Consider the following 18426-nt stretch of genomic DNA (forward strand, 5'->3'; position numbering starts at 1 on the left):
TCCCCGCCTTCGCTTGCACCTGCAACCTCTCGCCTGGCTGACATCATCATGTCCGATTCCCCGATCGTCATCGTCGGCTCGCTCGCGGACCCGCACGCGGCCGCCATCTTCGACGGAGTGCGCGCCCGCGGCTGCGAGCCGGTGGTGCTCGACGCCCAGCGGTTCCCGGAGGACCTGCCGATCGCCCTCGGCGAGGCGCCCGACGCCGTCGTCATCGAGGGCCGGCGCGTCGGTCGGCCGGCGGCCGTGTACGTGCGCAGCCTCTACCAGAGCCCGGCCGCCTACGGCGTCGACGCCGACGAGGCGATGAAGGAGGACTGGCGGCGCACGACCCTGGCGTTCCGCGAGCGCTCGACCCTGCTGTCGGCGATCTTGCTGCGCTGGGAGGCGCTCGGCGCCGCCTTCTACAACCCGTCGGCGAACTCGCACAACATCACCAAGCCGTACCAGCTGGCGCTGCTGCAGGCCGCGGGCTTGCCGGTGCCTGCGACCCTGTGGAGCAACGACCCGGCGGCGGTGCGGCGGTTCTGCGGCGAGCACGAGGCCGTCTACAAGCCGGTCGCCGGCGGCGCGGCGACCCGCAAGGTCGAGGCCAGGGACCTCACCGACGAGCGGTTGGAGAAGCTCCAGGCCGCGCCGGTGTGCTTCCAGGAGCTGCTGCCGGGCGACGACGTGCGCGTCTACGTGATCGACGGCCGGGTCGTGTGCGCCCTGCGGATCGTCACCGACGCGATCGACTTCCGCCAGCACGAGCAGCGCATCGATCGCATCGAGCTCGACGACGCGGTCGCGCGCGAGTGCGTGCGCGCGGCCGAGGTCATCGGCCTGCGCTACACCGGCATGGACATCAAGGCCGACCGCCACGGGCGCTACAAGATCCTCGAGCTGAACCCCTCCGCCATGTTCCTCGGCTTCGAGGCGCGCGCCGGCGTCGACATCCGCGGCCCGCTGTGCGACGCTCTCGTCGCGCATCGCGGAGCGTGAAGGACACCGTGAGCGAGCCCAGCAACAACGAGGCGGCCGACCAGGCCGCCCGCCGCGTCATCTTCCGCGGCGCAGCGCTGGAGGCTCACCGCCGCGCCTCGCGGCCCGGGCACCCGCTGCACATCGTCCCCACGTGGACGCGCTGGGCCGTCACCGTGACGCTCTTGCTGGTCGGCGCCGGCCTCGTGTTCGCCGCCACCGTGCGCGTCGGCGAGTACGCCGAGGGCCGCGCGGTGGTCCGCCGCGAGGGCCGGCTGGTCGTCACCACCTCGGCCTCGGGCACGGTGCAGGCCATCCCCGTGCGCCTCGGCCAGCGGGTCGAGGCCGGCGAGGTCCTGATCCGCCTCGACGACGCCTCGCAGCAGGCCGAGCTCGCGCGGGTCGAGCGGGAGTACGAGCAGCGCCTCGTCGAGCTGCTGCGCGAGCCCGCCGACGACACCCGGCGCGAGCGGCTGGCCGCGCTCGACGGCCAATTGCAGCTCGCGCGCGCGCGCGCGGCCGAGCGCTCGGTGGTCGCGCCGGAGCCCGGCGTGGTCTCCGACGTGCGCGTGCGTCCGGGCCAGGCGCTGGCGCCCGGCGACGCGGTCGTCGCGGTCGAGCAGGACGCCGCGCAGACCGTGGTCGTCGGCCTGTTCCCGGGCCACTACCGGCCGCTGCTCGGCGCCGCCGACACGCGCCTCTCGCTCGCGCTCGAGGGCTTCCCCGACAGCCGCCAGGACGTCGTCGTGCGCTCCGTCGCCGACGAGGTCGTCGGTCCGGCCGAGGCCATGCGCTACCTCGGGCGCGACCGCGAGGGCGCGCTGGACTTGACCGGCCCGGTGGTGGTCGTCGTCACCGTCTTGCCGTCGGACACCTTCGTCGCCGACGACACCGAGTACCGGGTGTACGACGGCATGCAGGGCACGCTCGAGGCCAAGGTGCGCTCGGCGACGCTGCTGGAGACCCTGGTCCCGGCGCTGCAGCACCTCTAGGATCCGGCGCCCGCCATGAGCACCTCGCCCGAGCCCGACCGCGCGCTGTCTCGCCGCTTTCCGGCGCTGAGCCGGCTCGGCGCGCCCGGGCCGCGCGGGCAGCTCGAGCACGTGCAGCAGATGACCGCGGCCGACTGCGGCGCGGCCTGCCTGGCGATGGTGCTGCGCTACCACGGCCGCGAGGTCAGCCTCGACGAGCTCAGCGCCGCCATGGGCGCCGACCACAACGGCGTCAGCGCGCTGGGCATCCTCCGCGCCGCCCGCAGCTACGGCCTGCGCGGCCGCGGCGTGCAGGTCGAGGACCTCGACGACCTCGGCCTGGTCCCGCGCGGCGCCGTCCTGCACTGGGAGTTCAACCACTTCGTCGTCTTCGATCGCCTCGATCGGCGCGGGATCTACATCCTCGATCCTGCTCACGGGCGCCGGCGGATCTCCCCCGCCGAGTTCGACCAGGCCTTCACCGGCGTCGCCCTCCTGCTCGAGCCCGGCGAGGCCTTCGCGCCCGAGCGCCGCCAGCGTCCGCTGGTGCGCCGCTACCTCGCGCGGATCCTCGCCCACCCGGCCCTGTGGACCCGCTCGCTGCTGATGTCGGTGCTGGTCCAGCTGCTCGCGCTCGCGCTGCCGCTGATGACCACCTTGTTGGTCGACCGGATCCTCCCGCGCGGCGACCTCGACCTCTTGCAGGTCCTGGTCGGCGGCCTGGCGATGATGGTCGTCTTCACCTTCATCAGCTCGTGGGTGCGGGCCAACCTGCTCGTGCAGCTGCGCACCCTGCTCGACGCCGACATGACGATCGGCTTCCTCGACCACCTCGTCGACCTGCCCTACGCCTTCTTCCAGCGGCGCTCGACCGGCGACCTCATGCTGCGCCTCGGCAGCAACGCGGTGGTCCGCGAGATCCTCACCTCCGGCGCGCTCTCGGCCGTGCTCGACGGCACCCTCGTCAGCCTCTACCTCGTCCTCATCTTCTGGGCCAGCCCGCTGATGGGCGGCGTCGTCGTCCTGCTCGGGGCCGTGCAGCTGTCGCTGTACTGGGCCACGCGTCGGGTCCAGCGCGAGCTGATGAGCGAGAGCCTGGCCGCGCAGGCCAAGACCTCGAGCTACGAGGTCGAGATGCTCGGCGGCATCGAGACGCTGAAGAGCATGGGCGCCGAGTTCCGCGCCGTCGACCGCTGGTCCAACCTGTTCGTCGACGCCCTCAACGTCTCGCTGCGGCGCGGTCGGCTCGACGCGCTGGTGGGGGCTTTGCTCGGCAGCTTCGGCATGGCCGCGCCGCTGGTGATCCTCGGCACCGGCGCCACCCTCGTGCTCTCGGGCGAGCTCAGCCTCGGCGCCATGCTCGGCCTGTCGGCGCTCGGCGCCGGCTTCCTCGGCCCGCTGTCCGCGCTGGTCGCGGTCACGCTCAAGTTCCAGCTGCTCGGCAGTTACCTCGAGCGCATCGAGGACGTGATGCAGTCCGAGCCCGAGCAGGACCCGGGGAAGGTCAAGCGGTCGCCGCGGCTGTCGGGGCAGATCCGCACCGAGTCGATCTCCTTCCGCTACTCCGACAGCGTCCCGCCCGCGGTCGTCGACGTCTCGGTCGACATCGCCCCCGGCCAGTTCGTCGCCGTCGTCGGCGCCTCCGGGGCCGGCAAGTCGACCCTCGCCAAGCTGCTGGTCGGGCTCTACCGCCCGCAGCAGGGCCGCGTGCTCTACGACGGCCTCGACCTCGCCGGCCTCGACCTCCGCAGCGTGCGCGAGCAGCTCGGCGTCGTCACCCAGCGCGGCGAATTGTTCGGCGTGTCGATCCGCGACAACATCGCCCTCGGCCGCCCCGACATGACCCTCGACGAGGTCGTCGAGGCCGCCCGCGCGGCCGCGATCCACGACGCGATCGCGGCCCTGCCGATGGGCTACGAGACGATCTTGGCCGACGGCGGCGCCTCGCTGTCGGGCGGCCAGCGCCAGCGCCTGGCCCTCGCCCGCGCGCTCGCCGGCAAGCCCGCGATCCTCCTGCTCGACGAGGCGACCAGCAACCTCGACACGATCAGCGAGGCGGCGATCCAGCGCTCGCTCGCGGCCCTCGAGTGCACCCGCATCGTCATCGCCCACCGCCTCAGCACGGTGATCGCCGCCGACGTCATCCTCATCATGGACCAGGCCCGCCTGGTCGACGCCGGCCGCCACGACGAGCTGCTCGAGCGCTGCCCGCAGTACCGCCGGCTCTACGAACGGGAGGCCCCGTGACGCCGCGGCTTCATGATCTTTCAGACATGTCGAATTCGACATGCTCTAAAAGACACGTCATGACATCGGTCGACCCACGGCCGGCCGCGTCCGGACATGCACCGCCGCCGATCGCCGCGCGCCCGCAGCCGTCGCCCCGTCCCGGTTCGTTGCGAGCTCCCCGGCGGCTCGCCGGGTCCGTTCGTCATGTCCTTTCGGACATGTCCCTCGCGTCACTCCGCGCGCTCGGCCTCGCCTGCCTGGCGGCCCTGCTCGCCTGCAGCGAGGCCGACCCCGCGCCGACCGACGCCACGCCTGCCGAGCACGTCCCCGCCGCCGCGCCCGCGTCCGCGCCCGCGTCCGCGCCGATGGTCGGCGTCCTGGTGCCCGAGGCCGAGGTCGTGCTGGTCTCGTCGGGGTTCTCGCGGCTGGAGCGGCTCGACCTCGAGGTCGGCGACCACGTCGACCAGGGCGACGTGGTCGCCGAGATGGACGTCCGCGGCGATCGCAGCGAGCTGGCGGTCGCGACCGCGGCGTGGAAGGCCTCGAGCGCCGAGCTCGAGCGGCTCGAGCTCGAGCTCGAGCGGGCCCGGGTCACGCGCGCCGACGTCGAGCAGCTCGAGGACTACGTCTCGCGCGCCGAGCTGCGCGAGCAGCGGTACGCCGAGAAGCTGGCGGCCGCGCGCAAGCGCGGGGCCGGGGCCTCGATGTGGCAGCAGCGCAGCAAGATGGAGGAGGCCACCGCGCGGATCGCCGAGGCCGAGCTGCGGGCCCCGTTCGCCGGCGTGATCGCCAGCCGCCACGTCGACGCCGGCGCCACCTTGACCGCGGGCGAGCCGGTCGTGCGCCTGATCTCCGACGCCCGCGTGCTCCGCTTCGCCGTCCCCGAGGCCCGCAGCCAGGCCCTGCGCCTCGGCGCCCCCGTCACCGTCCGCTTCGCCGACGGCCCCGAGCTCGCCGGCGAGGTGATCACCATCGCCCCGGAGATCGAGGTCGGCACCCGGCTGATCTTTGCCGAGGCCCGCCTGCAGGGCGACCAGGCCGCGGGCCTGCGCGTCGGCACCGTCGCCCAGGTCCGCTTCGCCGGCGAGTGAGCCCTCTTCATTTTCGTCATCAATGTCCGCGGTTCGCGGATCGGCAGCACCGCCGAATCCCGTTCTCGGCCCCAGGCGTGGCCGCGCGAAACCTCTCGGCCGCTCCGCGCATCCGAGTCGAAGTCCATGCCCCGCGCCCGCTCTCGCCCCGTTCCCTCGCCGCTCCGTCGCCTCTTCGCTTCGCTGGGCCTGGCGAGCCTCCTCTCGACATTCCCCGCGTGCAGGCCCGTCGCCCCGGAAGCGCCGCCATCCGCCGACAGGCCCGACGTCCCGGTCGCTCTGACCACCGCGATCTTCGTGCGCCACGGCGAGAAGGCGACCGATGACCCGCGCGACCCGAGCCTGAGCCCGGCCGGTGACGCGCGAGCGCAGGCCCTGGCCGCCTTGCTCGCCCGCGCCGGTGTCACGCACCTGTTCGCCAGCGAGTACCGACGCACGCAGGCGACCCTGCGCCCGCTCGCCGACGCCACCGGCCTGAACGTCACAGTCCTGCCCGCGAACGCCCCGCAGGAGCTCGTCGCGGCCATTCGCGCGCTCCCTGGCGGAGCGATCGCCGTCGTCGCCGGTCACTCCAACACCCTGCCCGCCCTGATCGACGCCCTCGGCGGCCAGGTCCGCGACACCGTCGACGCTGGCGGCCAGCCCGCCCTCCCCGACGACGCCTACGATCGATTGTTCGTCGTCACGCTGCCCACCGCACCGTCCAAGGGCCAGACCCAGACCCTCGAACTGCGCTACGGCGAAGCACGATCGACCCAGTGACAGATGCCTCGACGCGCGCGACCTGCCCGATCTCCACGCAATGAGACGACGGCGCCGCGAGCGCGGCGCCCGGATCATCACATCGAATCGGTCCGTCGAGGAATGGCGCTACCTCTGATCAGTATTCTCGTGCTCGTCAGACGTCTTCGTGGAAGACGCTCACGCAGCACGACATGCGAGATATGTGGACGCTGCCGGCGTGAGGCTCGGCCGTAGCCGTGCGCCCGTTCGGGTAATCGCGGCCGCTCTCTCCACCGGGAGACGTCGCGCTCGCCGTCGGCGCTTCCCTGTGCTTCTCGACTAGCGGCACCCGTCATCCGGGTAACTCGGCCCGCAGCCGCTGGTCTGAGGACAGCACCAGTCACGGGTGCCATCGCCGCAGCAGTGATAGCCATCCCCGCAAGTGCCGCCGCCCACGCATGTCTGCGTGCGCGAGATGGCGTGATCGGCTTCCTCGTCCGCACCGTCACCAAAGGCCTGCTCCACAGCTTCGTCGGAGAGCAGGTTCTCTCTTGCCGCATCGCTCGGCGCGACGTCCTGAGGGGTCATATCAGGGCCTGCGACGATAGCGAAGATTCCAAAGATGACACCGGACATCGACATGTGCGCGCCTCCTTCTGTCGGAGAGGAGTAATAAGTCATCTTTGACACCGTGCGAGCGAGCTCTGGTGCACTTTGCGGCTCGCGTCCGCTGCGATGCCGGTCGCCCGACTGGCGGGTCGGCTCGTCGGCATGGCTCGGCCGATGCGGCTGCTCCCGAGACCCCCGCTGTTTTTTGTGGGGCGGCCATGTCGGTTGTGCGAGGAGCCCGCCCGCAGTCGATCATCGACCGCAGCGCGTGACGACATGGCCCTTCGAGCAGGTGGTCAATCGCCGGCGGCCGCAAGACCGGCCTGCGCGATCAGCCTGGCGCCGCTGCCTTCGGGGTAAAATTGCGATCGGCTTCACCGGCGGTCCGCCGGCACGCGATCCATCGAGCGCTCGAGCCCGGCCACCGTGCTCCTCGCCAATGACCCGACTCCGACCGCCGGCCGAAGCGGACCTCGGGCCTGAAGCTCCCCGAGCACGCGCGGCCGCCTCGATCCGGCGACCGGACCGCGACGTCTTCTCGGACGGCTGCCCGTGACGTCCTCGCGCGGACGAGCGCCAGCCAACCGCGCCTCACGCCCGCTCCGGCGCGCCGAGCTCCGCCGCGATCTGTTTAATCAGCCCGCGGAGCCAGCGGTGGGCCGGCTCGTCGTCGAATCGCGGGTGCCAGGCCTGCGCGATCGGGATCGGGCCGAGCGGCAGCGGAAACGGCAGGCGCCGCACCGGCAACAGCCCGTGGGCCCGCCGCGCGAACGTGTCGGCCACCAGCGCCAGGCCGCAGCCCTGGGCCACCAGGGCCGCCGCGGCCAGCGTATTGGGCACCACCGCCGTCACCCTCCGTTTGAGCCCGCGGGCGGCCAGCTGCTCGTCGAGCAGCGTCACCGTCTTGCCGCGGCGCGAGATGACGACGTGGGGCACCGCGCAGACCTGCTCGAGGTTCGGTCGACCGCGCAGCGGTGAGTTCGCGGCGACCAGCACCGCGAATCGATCGACCAGCAGCGACTGCACGCGCACCTCCGGCCCGAGGGCATCCTGCACCCCGATGTCGAGGTCGACCACCCCGTCGCGCAGGGCGGCCACGTCCTCCTCGCCCTCGTTTACGAAGCGCACGATCACCCCCGGCGCCTCCGCCTGCACGCGCGCCAGCAGCTCCGCGCCGAGGCCGACCAGCACCCCGTCGTTGGCGCGGATCGTGAAGACCCGGCGGAACTCGGCCGGCGAGCGCGGCGCGTCGGCCACCAGCAGGGTCTCCGCCTCCGCGACCCAGCGGTGCACCCGCTCGCGCAGGGCCAGCGCGCGCGGGGTCGGGACCAGCTCACGGCCGGCGCGGACCAGCAGCGGATCGCCGACGGCCTCGCGCAGCCGCGTCAGCGTGCGGCTCATCGCCGAGGGCGTCACGTGCAGGCGCGCCGCCGCCCGCGCGACGCTCTGCTCCGCGAGCAGCGCATCGAGGGCGACGAGCAGATTGAGGTCGAGCGGCACCACTGCGCGCAGGTTAGCCGAGTCGCAGCGCGAGCAGGCACTCTTCGCCGTCGCAGCGCAGCGGCACCGGCACGTAGCCGTTCGCCGGCACCACGTGGGCCACCAGCTCCGGCGCGCTCGCCACGTTGTCGGCGACGACCACCGCGCCGGCCGCCAGCCGCGGCTCGAGCAGACGCAAGATCGGCACGTACAGCGGCTTGGCGCCGTCGAGAAGGACCAGGTCGACGGGTCCTGGAACGTCGGCGAGGCTGGTGCGCGCGTCGCCCTCGCGGATCTCGACCAGATCCGCCAGCCCCGCCGCCGCCAGGTGCTCGCGCGCTCGCCGGACCTTGGTCGGCTCGAACTCGCTGCCGATCAGCCGCGCGTCGGGCGAGCCGCCGTCGCGCAGCGCCGCTGCCAGGTGGATCGTCGACAGGCCGAACGAAGTCCCGAACTCGACGACGCGCCGGGCCCCGCGAGCGCGCGCCAGCAGGTAGAGCAGCGCGCCGAGCTCGCGCGAGACTGGCAGGAAGGCGGCGCCGAGCCGCGTATAGAGGTCCCGCCAATCCTCCCCGGCCGGCGCGAGCAGGCGGGCCCGTTCGTCTGGCGGCAGCGTCCGCAGCGGGGCGAGGACGCGTTCGTCGGTGACTTCGGCCTCGGCGAACAGGCGAGCGAGGAGCGGCGCGACTGGGTCGCTATGAAGCGTGCTGAGCATGCACGAATGCTGCGACGACGACCGGGGCCGCGGTCGTGCAAGCTGGGAAAGGAGTCCTTGCGCAGCGCGCATGCTTCGACCCTTGCGCCGGCCATCCCTACGGAGGGCGCCCGCGGCTCGGCGCGCCCGAGATCTCCCGTGAGCGCGGGGGTCGTCGCGCGCCCCCGTCGGCGATCGATCGCTCCGGCGGCGCGCGAGTGAATGACGTAAAGCGAGCACGACCCAATCATGCAACATCGATAACGCTCGAGACCGCGCCGAACCGGCGAGCTGACCGCGGGCCGGACTCATGCGATCGGCGGCGATTGCCGCGGCGCGCGGGTAGTTTACGCGGTCATCTTTGGCGATTTCGCTCTCTACGCATTTTATGTCGCCGCGTCGACGCATACGCGTGACCGACTTTTTTAACCCATACCCATTCGCTTTCGGCGTATGTTGCCGCGGCGAACTCGACCTCCGCGACCACCACGGCCTTTCCGTGCGTGCAGGGCGAGCTCGTGCCCGAATACCACGACCACCACCGCCCACCAGGAGCCGCCATGATCACTTCGAAGGCCAGCCAATGGACCACTTTTCAGACCCCCGCCTGCCAGGTCGACTTCACCGACAGCAAGCTGCAGGGGCGGATGAACCAGCTGTGGAACACCAATTTGAGCGGCTTCACCCGCCAGGGGATCACGGGCAACCCGTGGACCGCCACCAATTCCAGCGATCAGACCTGGTACTTCGACCCGACGACCACGGACACCAGCGAGGGCGGCTACGCGCAGATCATCTGGTCGCCGGTGCCGGGGCGGATCAAATACTACTTCCCGAACATCTCCAACGCCAACATGTGGTCGCTGGCCGACACCGGCTATGACACCACCGGCGCGACCTTCGGCCAGATCCCGGCCGACCCGTGCGACAGCAGCGACACCAGCAAGATCCCCTACGGCCCCTACGGCCCGCGCGGCTGGCAGGACGAGTATTGCGAGTGGAGCATCACCCGCAACGCCGCCGGCAAGATCGTGCGCATCGACTTCACCTGCGAGAACCCGGAGTACTGGAACACCCTGTGGATGGTCAGCCCGCAGCGGGTCGTCGAGCTGTACCGCGAGACCCTCGACAAGCCGCAGATCGCCCTCGAGGACCTGTATTTGCGCGATCCGACCGGCAACGTCGTGATCGACGCCTCGACCGGCCGGCCCGCCTACGACCCGCTCAACAAGTGGAACCGCGGCACCGCCTCGAGCGCCACCGCCGGCGGCGCGATGCACCTGACCAGCACGCCCAACACCCTGCAGACCGAGATCGGCCTCGGCTCGACCGCCACCACCCCGCGCACCAGCGGCAACTCGAACCCGAACACCCTGATCTGCTGCGCGCAATACGGCCAGATCGGCCGCAACTCCGACCCGCACATCGGCCAGAGCGTCAACCAGACCGTCACCCCGCCGAACCCGGCGCTCTCGCCCGCCAAGGCCACTCTCGCCAATCCGCCCGGCCTCTACATCCAGACCCCGAACTTCGGCCGGATCACCGCCCCCGGCGGCGTCGATCCGCGCACCTTCTGGACCGTCAAGCGCGGCCAGCAGTCGCTGACCGATCCGGCCGGCAACCCGCTGCCGGGCAACTTCATCCTCCACGCGGTGTTCGCGGTCCCGCCCGAGCTCGGCTTCACGATCTCCGACCTCCAGGTCGACGGCGTCCCGGTCCAGTGGGCGGCCCAGATCGCCCAGACCTTCAGCATGCAGATCGCCGCCATGGCCCTGCCGCAGCCGAAGCCCGGCCCGGCCGCGCAGGGCTGCGCCGGCAGCCCCGCGGTGTCGCAGGCCCAGGCGCTGCAGCTGTTCAACACGCCTGTCTTCAACGCCATGATCGCCACCCCGATCGCCAACCCCGTCGGCCAACCGATGAACCTCGCCAGCAACAGCACGATGATCGCGCCGCACATCGAGCCCGGCGCGCGCGCGCGGCGGCTGACCCTCGTCCTCACCGGCCTGCTCAATCCGCCGCAGCTCCCCACCACCCTCTCGTTCGGCCCCGGCGTCAGCGTCGACGCCGCCGGCGCCCCGCGGGCCGTCACCTACGCGATCCCCGGCAACACCTACCCGTCGACCAGCTACGCCCTCGATGTCTTCGTCAGCGTCGACCCCGACGCCGCCCCCGGCCTGCGCGACGTCCTCGTCGGCAACCCCGGCCAGACCCCGACCATCGCCACGCCCGCCCTGCTCAACGTCGTCGATCCTGTCACGAAGGACATGGTCTGAAGGCCATGTCTTCGAGACCATTTCTCCTCGCCCTGCTCGGCCCGCTCGCCTGCGGCGCCGGGCAGGCGCCCGCCGAGCCCGTCCCCGCGCCGCGCGAGCAGCCCGCCAAGAAAGCCGAGGCCAAGCCGCTCGACAGTAAGCAGCCCGCGCCCGCGCCCGCCGTCGCCGCGGACCCTCCCGCCTATCAGTGCGTCGTCCCGCTGCAGCTGAACGGCACCGTCCCGCCGGACATCTACCCGCACAACAACGACCGCGACGCCAACTGCTTCGGCTGGCAGGAGTTCATCGCCCTCAACTGGCCGCTCGCCAGCAGCGTCGGCTTCGGCGACCCGGGCGACACCGGCGCGGTCGCCTGGCAGGGTTACATGAGCAGCCACCAGCTGTTCAAGCCCGACGGCAGCGCCCCGCCGCCGTGGGGCACCCCGCCGGCGCTCACCCCCGACTGCCTGGCCGAGGCGGGCCTCACCGCCGCCGCCGCGAAGTCCGTCGTTCCGCTGACCATGTCGACCGCCTTCTCGAGCGAGTTCGAGTCCGGCGACGGCCAGCAGGCCGCCCCGCGCGGCGCCCCCGCGTGGCTCGGCGACGTCCGCGGCAACAACGTCTGGTACGAGGTCCGCGTCGGCGAGGACGAGTACGATTCGATCGTCCAGAATCAGTTCTACAACAGCAACGGCCAGGCCGCCTACTATCAAAAGAACCCGAACACCGCCCTGGCCCTGCCGATCGGCACGTTTCAGCCCTCGTTCGTCGGCGCCCTCGAGCTCAAGGCCGCCTGGATGGAGGTCCCGAACCCGAGCGACGCCCAGTGGAACCGCTACAAGCTGTCGCAGGCGGTCGTCGTCGACCCGGCCACGCAGAAGTGCCAGGCGCTGACCGTCGCCCTCGTCGGCCTGCACATCATCCACAAGACCGAGGCCCAGCCGACCTGGGTGTGGGCCACCTTCGAACACGTCGACAACGCCCCGGACGCCGCCGACGCGTCGACCACCACCAAGACCTGGAACTTCTACGACCCCAGCTGTCAGCCGCGGAGCGTCCAGGTCCCGACCGGCTGTCAATACGACAACCAGGCCAACGTCACCGTCAGCTGCGACCCCAACCTGCCGCCGCAGTACTGGATCGGCGACGGCTGTCCGGCGCCGACGCCGATCCGGGTGACCCGCCTGGCCCCGATCGACAGCGACGCCCAGACCGTCAACCAGACCGCGTGGGCGACCATCCGCGCCGCCTACCCCGATTCGGTGTGGCTCAACTACCAGGTCGTCGCGGTGCAGTGGAGCACCAACCCGCCGCAGCAGTCGAGCCAGCCGACCCGCGTGCCGCAGATCTTCAACAGCCCGTCGCCCGACTCGAACCTCGCCAACACGGTGCTCGAGACCTACGACCAGCGCAGCAAGTGCATCGACTGCCATCAATACGCCACCATCGCGGGCAGCAAGGACTGCAACACCAAGCCGTGTTTCCCGTCGGACTTCAGCTTCGCCCTGCAGGAGGCGCAGCCCGTCACCGCCGGCAAGCCGAAACCCCTCAAGACCCCCGCGGTGCAGGCCGGCTACCGGCCCGCGCGGCGGATCATCGAGTGAACCCATGAACGCCAGCGTCCTCGAGCATCCCACCTGGGACGGCCAGATCCGGGCCCTGTTCGCCGAACCGTACTGGATCGATCCTTCGCGGCGGTCCGCCGTCGGTCAGGGCTGGATCGACGCCATGTCCGGCTACCTCGTCCAGCTCGACCAGTACGACAGCGTCAAGCAGTGGTCGACCCAGATCTACAACCACCTGCACACGCGCTCGATGCCGCTGACCACCGACGTCACCCAGCAATGGCCCGACGCCGCGCTCGAGACCTTCCGCGCGTGGGTCAATCAGGGCTGGCGCCGGGCCGCCGGCGATCCGCTCGACCCGGCCGAGCGGATCGCCCGACCGCGCGAGCGCCCGCTGAACCTGCGGATCCGCCGCGACATCGTCGACCTCGCGCCGGCCGAGCTCGACCGCTACCGCGCCCGCCTCGACGACCTCGGGATCGGCCGCGTCGACCCCGAGGCGCCGTGGCAGAAGATCGCCTATGTGCACACCAACTGGTGCCTGCATTACCAGGAGGCGTTCCTGTTCTGGCACCGCGCCAACATGCTCTGGCTCGAGTCGCAGATCGGCATGCCGGTGCCGTACTGGAACTGGATGTCCCCGCGGGCCGCGGTCGACGGCGACCCGCACGCCGGCCTGCCGCGCTGCTTCCTCGACAAAACCTACGTCCACCCCGACACCGGCGAGGTCCGGCCCAACCCGCTGCGCTTCGCGGTCGCCCGCGACGGCCGCAGCAAGGCCTGCGTCGACGACCTCGCGCCCGACCCCGCCTGCCGCTTCGTCCACCGCGACCCGGTGCTGGCGACCACCGGCGAGCGCGACCGCGAGGCCCGGCAAAACAAGCTCGACCAATTGCTCGTCTATCAGGACCAGGTCCGCGCCGCCTTCGCCATGGAGGCCTTCAGCGTGCCCCAGGGCACCCCGGGCTACCCGTGGGCCAACATTCAGACCTTCCCGGCCCCCGACGATCAATACCCGTACCGCACCGAGAACTTCGACGGCGCCTACGAGCAGCCGCACGACAACCTCCACGGGTGGGTCGGCCCCGACATGGCCGACAACGCCTATACCGCCTTCGACCCGGTGTTCTGGTCGCACCACGCGATGATCGACCTGGTGTTCGAGCTGTGGCTGCGGCGGCGGCCGGCCACCACCCTCACCGCCAACTGCCCGCTGCTCCCGTTCGTGGGCCCGCGCGCCGCGGCGATCGACGAGACCGACCCGCGGCAGTTCCTCTACACCACCGTCGGCGAGATGGCCCGCGACTCGCGGGCGCTCGGCTACGACTTCGCCGGCATCGAGGCGATCGAGGCCCAGCTGGCCCGCCCCGCCGACGACGGCCCGCGCCTCTACGCGGTGTTCGAGGGCGTGCGCTGCACCCTCGATTCGTACACCCTCGATCTGTTCCTCGATCAGCCGGGCGCCACGCTCGCCGACGCCCGCTCGACCAATCCGCACTTCGCGATTCGCATGACCCGCGTCGGCATGGGCCTGCCCGACGACAAGGGCCGCTGCATCAAGGAGCCCGTCACCCGCGCCGTCGACCTCACCCGCACCGCCCGCGCCCTCGGCCTGCGCCCCGACATCCCCGTCCAGCTCACCGCCCTCGTCCGCGACGTCCGCACCGGCCTCCTGCTCGACCCCCGCGCCGTCGCCGATCTGCCCGGCCTGACCCCGCGCCTGGCCTGGAAGACCGCCCCCGGCGCCGTCCCCGCGCCCGCCCCGGCCCCCGCCCCGCCCCAGGCCGTGCACGCCTGCTGCGCAAGCTCCGAGCCTTGACCGCCCACTAGGCGCTCACGCGGGGCCCGAGCTCAGCGACAAACGCTGTGGCAGCAGTCGCCGCCGTCGCTGTATTCGACGCAGAGGTTCAAACCGCCGGGGACGACCTCGTCGCATACGCCGTCGTCCTCCCACGGGCAGGGGTCCTGCGGCGGCGGGCCGTTCTTGTTGTCGCCGATCTTGCGGCTCACGCCGACGGCGATCGGCGCGGCCCAGGCCTCGGCGTCGGCCTGGAGGAGCGAGGCGTTGCCGATCACCGCCAGGCGCCCGTCGACCGCGGTGAGCGCGGCGAGGCCCGACAGGTCGGCGAGGAGGTCGTTGTCGCGGATCTCGACGTCGCCGGCGACGTGCGCGAGGACGCCGAGGCCCGAGAGATCGACCAGCGCCTGGTTGCCGTCGAGCCGGAGCTCGTCGAGGGCGGTCAGCCCGGACAGGCCCGACAGCGAGACCAGGTTCTCGGTGTAGGTCAGCGACACCGAGCCGACCTGCGTGAGCGCGGGGAACGGCCCGAGGTCGGTCATCTGCCGGTTACCGCTGAACAGCTCGCCGATGGTGGTCAGCGACGCGAACGACGACAGGTCGAGGCTCCACACGTCGCCGTGCAGGCTCAGCCGGCCGACCGACTGCAAGCCCGCGAGCGCGGCGATGTCGCCGAGCGCGGGGTTGTCGATGAACGTCAGCCCGCCGTGGATCACCGTCAGCGCCTCGAGGCCCCCCAGGTCGGCCAGCGCCTCGTTGTAGAACAGCGCCAGCCCGCCGAGGGCCTCGGTGCCCGCGAACATGGCGAGGTCCGTCAGCCCGACGCGCTTCAGCTCGACCACGTGGAGGTCGTCCCACTCGACCGACAGCCCGGCGGCGGAGCTCAGTTGCGGCAGATCCGTGAGGCGCACCTCGATCGGCTCGCCCTCGACCGGTTCGATCGCCACGAGGCCCTCGAGGCCGTGGAAGTCGACGATCGGCAGGCCCTGCAGGAAGACGTCGCCGGCGATCCGCTCGAGCCCGCGCAGGCCGGTGAGATCGCCGAGCTGCGGGCAATCGGCGATCTCCAGCCCGTCGCCGACCGTGCGGATGTTGTGCAGGCCCTCGAGTGAACGCAGCTGCTCGCTCTCGCGGACCCACAGGTTCCCGGGCACCTCGGTGAGGCCGGCGAGCGGCGCGAGGTCGACGACGCCGAGGCCGTCGAGGAACAGACCGCCGATCGATTCGAGGCCCTCGAGCCCGGCGAGCGAGGGCAGCGGGACCTCGAAGCTGGTGTCGACGCTCAGCGTCCCGCCGACGCGACGCAGCTCGGCGAGCGGGGTGAGGTCGGTGATCGGGCCGCGGATCGTGAGGCTCCCGGCGATGTCGCTGCAACCGGTGAGGGCGAACAACTGCCCCTGCGTCTCGACCATGACGTCGCCGCCCGGGCAGACGGGCGCCGGCTCGCCCGTGACCGTCGGCGTGCCGGTGGCCGTCACTGTCCCGGTCGAGGTGTCGCCGTCGCCGGCACCGGTGGTCGTGCCCGCGGTCGACGCGTCCGTGTCGGACGCCGCGGGGACGCAGGCCAGCGCGAACACCAGGACGGACGACCCCGTAGAGCCACGCATCGAACCTCGAAGATAGCGGCCCCTCGCGGCGCTGTCGAGCGGGCCCGCCTCGAGCGGCGGGCGGCCGCGCGCGAACCGGGAGCGGCGCTCACGATTGCATCGACATGCCTAAAAAGACATGTTTTTAGAGACATCCATGATCGGGCCCGCGCCGCTCGTCGCCGCAGCCCGCCGCGCTGCGCCTCCGGGTGTCGACAATCGCGGCGCGCTGGACCGCGTCCGCTCGTGGTCGTCGGGCCGCTGCCGGCCGCCAACAGCGCCAGACCACGCCCGCTGGCACGACCGAGCTGGCGCAGCTCAATCATCACACCGCTCCCGAAGCCGCGCGGTTCCGTCCCACCCATGATTGCTCGCCCCTCCCCGGACGCGGACCAGCGATTCGCGCGCCGAAGCGAATGTCGTGAGTGAGCGTCGGCGCCGCACCGCCGCGCGCCTACCTCTCCTGCCATCAATCACCCGGCTCTCCTAACATTTGCACCATTCATCGCGGACAGTTGTCCGTGACATCTCACGAGGGCTCGTGGCAGCCTGGCACTCCGGGCATGCCCGACCCGTCCTCCACCGCTTCCTCGCCGCTGCTGCGGGGGCTCCTCGCCGTCCGGAGCCAGGATCACGACGTGGTCCGGCGGGGGCGCTCGTTCGTCGCCCTGTGCCTGACCTTCGCCGGAATCACCGGCGTGCTGGCGATCCCGATCGCCCTCGCCGACCCGGCCGGCGACCTGCCGATGAGCCTGGTCGTGCTCGCCTCGGTGATCGCCAACTACGCGCTCGGGGCGGTCCTGGCGCGGCGCGGCTGGGTCGACCTCGCGGGCATCCTGGTCAGCGCCAACCTCAGCCTCAGCGTCGCGGTCGCCATCCTGTTCCGCTTCCACGAGCTCAACGACGGCCTCTGGTTTATGGCCCTCGGCGTGCTCATCTCCGGCCTCGCCCTGCGACCGCGGCTGATCTGGGCGATCCTCGGCTTCAACCTCGCGCTCACCACCCTCATGTTGGTGTTCGTGCCGGCCAGCGCCGCCGGCCCGTATCACAACTTCGGCAAGCTCATGATCCTCGACGCCTTGCTGGTGACCACGGCGATCGCCGCCTTCATCGACGCCACTCGCAGCCGCGACCTGTTCCGCCGGCAGCTGCGCGCCGTCGACGACCTCAAGGTCGCCCGCGAGCGCGCCGAGCTGGCCAGCAGCGCCAAGAGCGTGTTCCTCGCCAACATGTCGCACGAGCTCCGCACCCCGCTCAACGCCATCATCGGCTTCTCCGAGATGCTGCAGGAGGACGCCGACGACCCGGGCGTGCGCGCCGACCTCGGCAAGATCCACGGCGCTGGCCATCACCTCCTCGCCATCATCAGCGACATCCTCGACCTCTCGAGAGTCGAGGTCGGCAAGTTCGAGGTGCGCGCCGACTGGTTCGACCTCGGCGACTTCCTCGCCCGCCTGCACGGCCTCGTCGCCCCCCTCGCCGCCGCCCATGGCAACACCTTCAGCCTCGACTGCGCCGCCGGCGGGGCCGTGTTCGCCGACGAGGTCCGCCTGCGCCAGGCGCTGCTCAACCTGCTCGGCAACGCCTGCAAGTTCACCGAGGGCGGCGCGGTCAAGCTCTCGGTGCGCGAGCGGGTCGAGCGCGGCGAGGCGCGGATCGAGTTCGAGGTCACCGACAACGGCATCGGCATCGCGCCCGACGACCTCGACCGGATCTACATGCCCTTCGTGCAGATCGACGACTCGCCCACGCGGCGCCAGGGCGGCACCGGCCTCGGCCTCACCCTCACCCGCGAGATCGTCCTCCTGCTCGGCGGCACCATCCACGTCGACAGCACTCTCGGCGCCGGCACCACCTTCACGCTCGCCGTCCCGCGCCGCTGGTCCCCGGACCCCGCGGCCCCGCCGCGCGTCGAGGCCGTCGCCAGCGGCGTGCCCGCGCCGCTCGCCACGTGAGCCCAGGCTCGCGGCGATCGCAGCGCCCGCGCATTTTCTCGCTTCGATCGAGATCACCGTCACGACCCCGGGTGCGACGAGGTGCGGCGCCGTGGCCCCGCGCAACATTCGTGGGTCGGAGGAAACATGGGACATCATCACCACAAGCGCGGGCACGACTGTGAGCACGGTTGGTGGGCGACCTCGGACGCGGCCGGGCATCACCACCACAAGCTCGGCCACGATTGCAGTCACGGCGTCTGGGCCACCGATTCGGTCGGGGGTCATCATCACCACAAGCGCGGCGGCGACTGCGTCGAGCACGGTCAATGGGCGACCGGCGAGAACATCGCCGACGGCCGGCTCCTGACCGACGAGGAGTTCCCGGACGATCCCACGATCGAGGTCGATCTCTCGACCACCGACCGGCGAACCTACGCCGAGATCGAAGCCGAGCTGGCGGCCCTCGAGCGGCCGAAATGACGCGGGTCCCATCATTCCAGCTCGCGTGACGCAGGCCGCGACGACCGTC

At 71.6% G+C, this 18426-nt stretch carries 14 protein-coding genes; 10 read left to right on the plus strand and 4 right to left on the minus strand.

Annotated features, from left to right (window positions below; all coding sequences use genetic code 11):
- The first annotated feature begins 48 nt into the window (after positions 1-48).
- From O0S08_RS36035 to O0S08_RS36055, 5 genes are all read left to right on the plus strand, one after another.
- Entirely contained in the window at positions 49-984 is a 936-nt protein-coding gene (locus O0S08_RS36035; RefSeq protein ID WP_269033985.1) for an ATP-grasp domain-containing protein, read from the plus strand.
- 8 nt (positions 985-992) lie between these two features.
- A complete protein-coding gene (locus O0S08_RS36040; protein WP_269033986.1) occupies positions 993-1955 on the plus strand; it encodes an efflux RND transporter periplasmic adaptor subunit in 963 nt (320 codons plus the stop codon).
- 15 nt (positions 1956-1970) lie between these two features.
- On the plus strand, positions 1971-4181 hold the full coding sequence (locus O0S08_RS36045) for a peptidase domain-containing ABC transporter (RefSeq protein WP_269033987.1): 2211 nt from the start codon (positions 1971-1973) through the stop codon (positions 4179-4181).
- Between the two features lie 200 nt (positions 4182-4381).
- A complete protein-coding gene (locus O0S08_RS36050) occupies positions 4382-5254 on the plus strand; it encodes an efflux RND transporter periplasmic adaptor subunit (RefSeq protein WP_269033988.1) in 873 nt (290 codons plus the stop codon).
- 297 nt (positions 5255-5551) lie between these two features.
- The gene (locus O0S08_RS36055) at positions 5552-6016 is read left to right on the plus strand and encodes a histidine phosphatase family protein (protein ID WP_269033989.1); all 465 of its coding nucleotides are present in this window, start codon (positions 5552-5554) and stop codon (positions 6014-6016) included.
- Between the two features lie 300 nt (positions 6017-6316).
- Here O0S08_RS36055 and O0S08_RS36060 read toward each other — a convergent pair whose 3' ends face one another.
- From O0S08_RS36060 to O0S08_RS36070, 3 genes are all read right to left on the minus strand, one after another.
- Positions 6317-6658 (minus strand): hypothetical protein, encoded by a 342-nt coding sequence (locus tag O0S08_RS36060; RefSeq protein WP_269033990.1) that lies wholly within the window; start codon positions 6656-6658, stop codon positions 6317-6319.
- A 519-nt stretch (positions 6659-7177) separates the two neighbouring features.
- Positions 7178-8089, minus strand: a complete 912-nt coding sequence (locus O0S08_RS36065; protein WP_269033991.1) for a LysR family transcriptional regulator — start codon at positions 8087-8089, stop codon at positions 7178-7180.
- 10 nt (positions 8090-8099) lie between these two features.
- Complete coding sequence (locus O0S08_RS36070; protein WP_269033992.1) at positions 8100-8780, minus strand: O-methyltransferase; 681 nt, start codon at positions 8778-8780, stop codon at positions 8100-8102.
- 539 nt (positions 8781-9319) lie between these two features.
- Here O0S08_RS36070 and O0S08_RS36075 point away from each other — a divergent pair.
- From O0S08_RS36075 to O0S08_RS36085, 3 genes are read left to right on the plus strand one after another with little or no spacing between them, the layout of a single operon-like run.
- Positions 9320-11032 carry a DUF8225 domain-containing protein gene (locus O0S08_RS36075; protein WP_269033993.1) on the plus strand — a complete coding sequence of 571 codons (1713 nt, stop codon included), beginning with the start codon at positions 9320-9322 and terminating at the stop codon, positions 11030-11032.
- A gap of 5 nt (positions 11033-11037) precedes the next feature.
- Positions 11038-12615, plus strand: coding sequence for a cytochrome c family protein (locus O0S08_RS36080; RefSeq protein WP_269033994.1), 1578 nt, complete (start codon positions 11038-11040; stop codon positions 12613-12615).
- A gap of 4 nt (positions 12616-12619) precedes the next feature.
- Positions 12620-14395: a tyrosinase family protein gene (locus O0S08_RS36085; RefSeq protein ID WP_269033995.1), complete on the plus strand. Its 1776-nt coding sequence runs from the start codon at positions 12620-12622 to the stop codon at positions 14393-14395.
- A 32-nt stretch (positions 14396-14427) separates the two neighbouring features.
- On the opposite strand, the gene O0S08_RS36090 is transcribed toward O0S08_RS36085, so the two are convergent.
- Positions 14428-15981, minus strand: a complete 1554-nt coding sequence (locus tag O0S08_RS36090) for a leucine-rich repeat domain-containing protein (protein WP_269033996.1) — start codon at positions 15979-15981, stop codon at positions 14428-14430.
- 542 nt (positions 15982-16523) lie between these two features.
- On the opposite strand from O0S08_RS36090, the gene O0S08_RS36095 reads away from it, so the two are divergent.
- Positions 16524-17915: a sensor histidine kinase gene (locus O0S08_RS36095; RefSeq protein ID WP_269033997.1), complete on the plus strand. Its 1392-nt coding sequence runs from the start codon at positions 16524-16526 to the stop codon at positions 17913-17915.
- A 126-nt stretch (positions 17916-18041) separates the two neighbouring features.
- Positions 18042-18377, plus strand: a complete 336-nt coding sequence (locus O0S08_RS36100; protein ID WP_269033998.1) for a hypothetical protein — start codon at positions 18042-18044, stop codon at positions 18375-18377.
- Positions 18378-18426 lie beyond the last annotated feature (49 nt).

This window comes from Nannocystis punicea, assembly GCF_026965555.1.
Taxonomy (GTDB): Bacteria; Myxococcota_A; Polyangia; order Nannocystales; family Nannocystaceae; genus Nannocystis; species Nannocystis punicea.

Bases quoted from the DNA above. Each gene is read 5' to 3' on its own strand.
- O0S08_RS36035 (WP_269033985.1), top strand. From the start codon at position 49: ATGTCCGATTCCCCGATCGTCATCGTCGGCTCGCTCGCGGACCCGCAC.
- O0S08_RS36045 (WP_269033987.1), top strand. From the start codon at position 1,971: ATGAGCACCTCGCCCGAGCCCGACCGCGCGCTGTCTCGCCGCTTTCCG.
- O0S08_RS36050 (WP_269033988.1), top strand. From the start codon at position 4,382: ATGTCCCTCGCGTCACTCCGCGCGCTCGGCCTCGCCTGCCTGGCGGCC.
- O0S08_RS36060 (WP_269033990.1), bottom strand. From the start codon at position 6,658: ATGACTTATTACTCCTCTCCGACAGAAGGAGGCGCGCACATGTCGATG.
- O0S08_RS36070 (WP_269033992.1), bottom strand. From the start codon at position 8,780: ATGCTCAGCACGCTTCATAGCGACCCAGTCGCGCCGCTCCTCGCTCGC.
- O0S08_RS36075 (WP_269033993.1), top strand. From the start codon at position 9,320: ATGATCACTTCGAAGGCCAGCCAATGGACCACTTTTCAGACCCCCGCC.
- O0S08_RS36080 (WP_269033994.1), top strand. From the start codon at position 11,038: ATGTCTTCGAGACCATTTCTCCTCGCCCTGCTCGGCCCGCTCGCCTGC.
- O0S08_RS36085 (WP_269033995.1), top strand. From the start codon at position 12,620: ATGAACGCCAGCGTCCTCGAGCATCCCACCTGGGACGGCCAGATCCGG.
- O0S08_RS36090 (WP_269033996.1), bottom strand. From the start codon at position 15,981: ATGCGTGGCTCTACGGGGTCGTCCGTCCTGGTGTTCGCGCTGGCCTGC.
- O0S08_RS36095 (WP_269033997.1), top strand. From the start codon at position 16,524: ATGCCCGACCCGTCCTCCACCGCTTCCTCGCCGCTGCTGCGGGGGCTC.
- O0S08_RS36100 (WP_269033998.1), top strand. From the start codon at position 18,042: ATGGGACATCATCACCACAAGCGCGGGCACGACTGTGAGCACGGTTGG.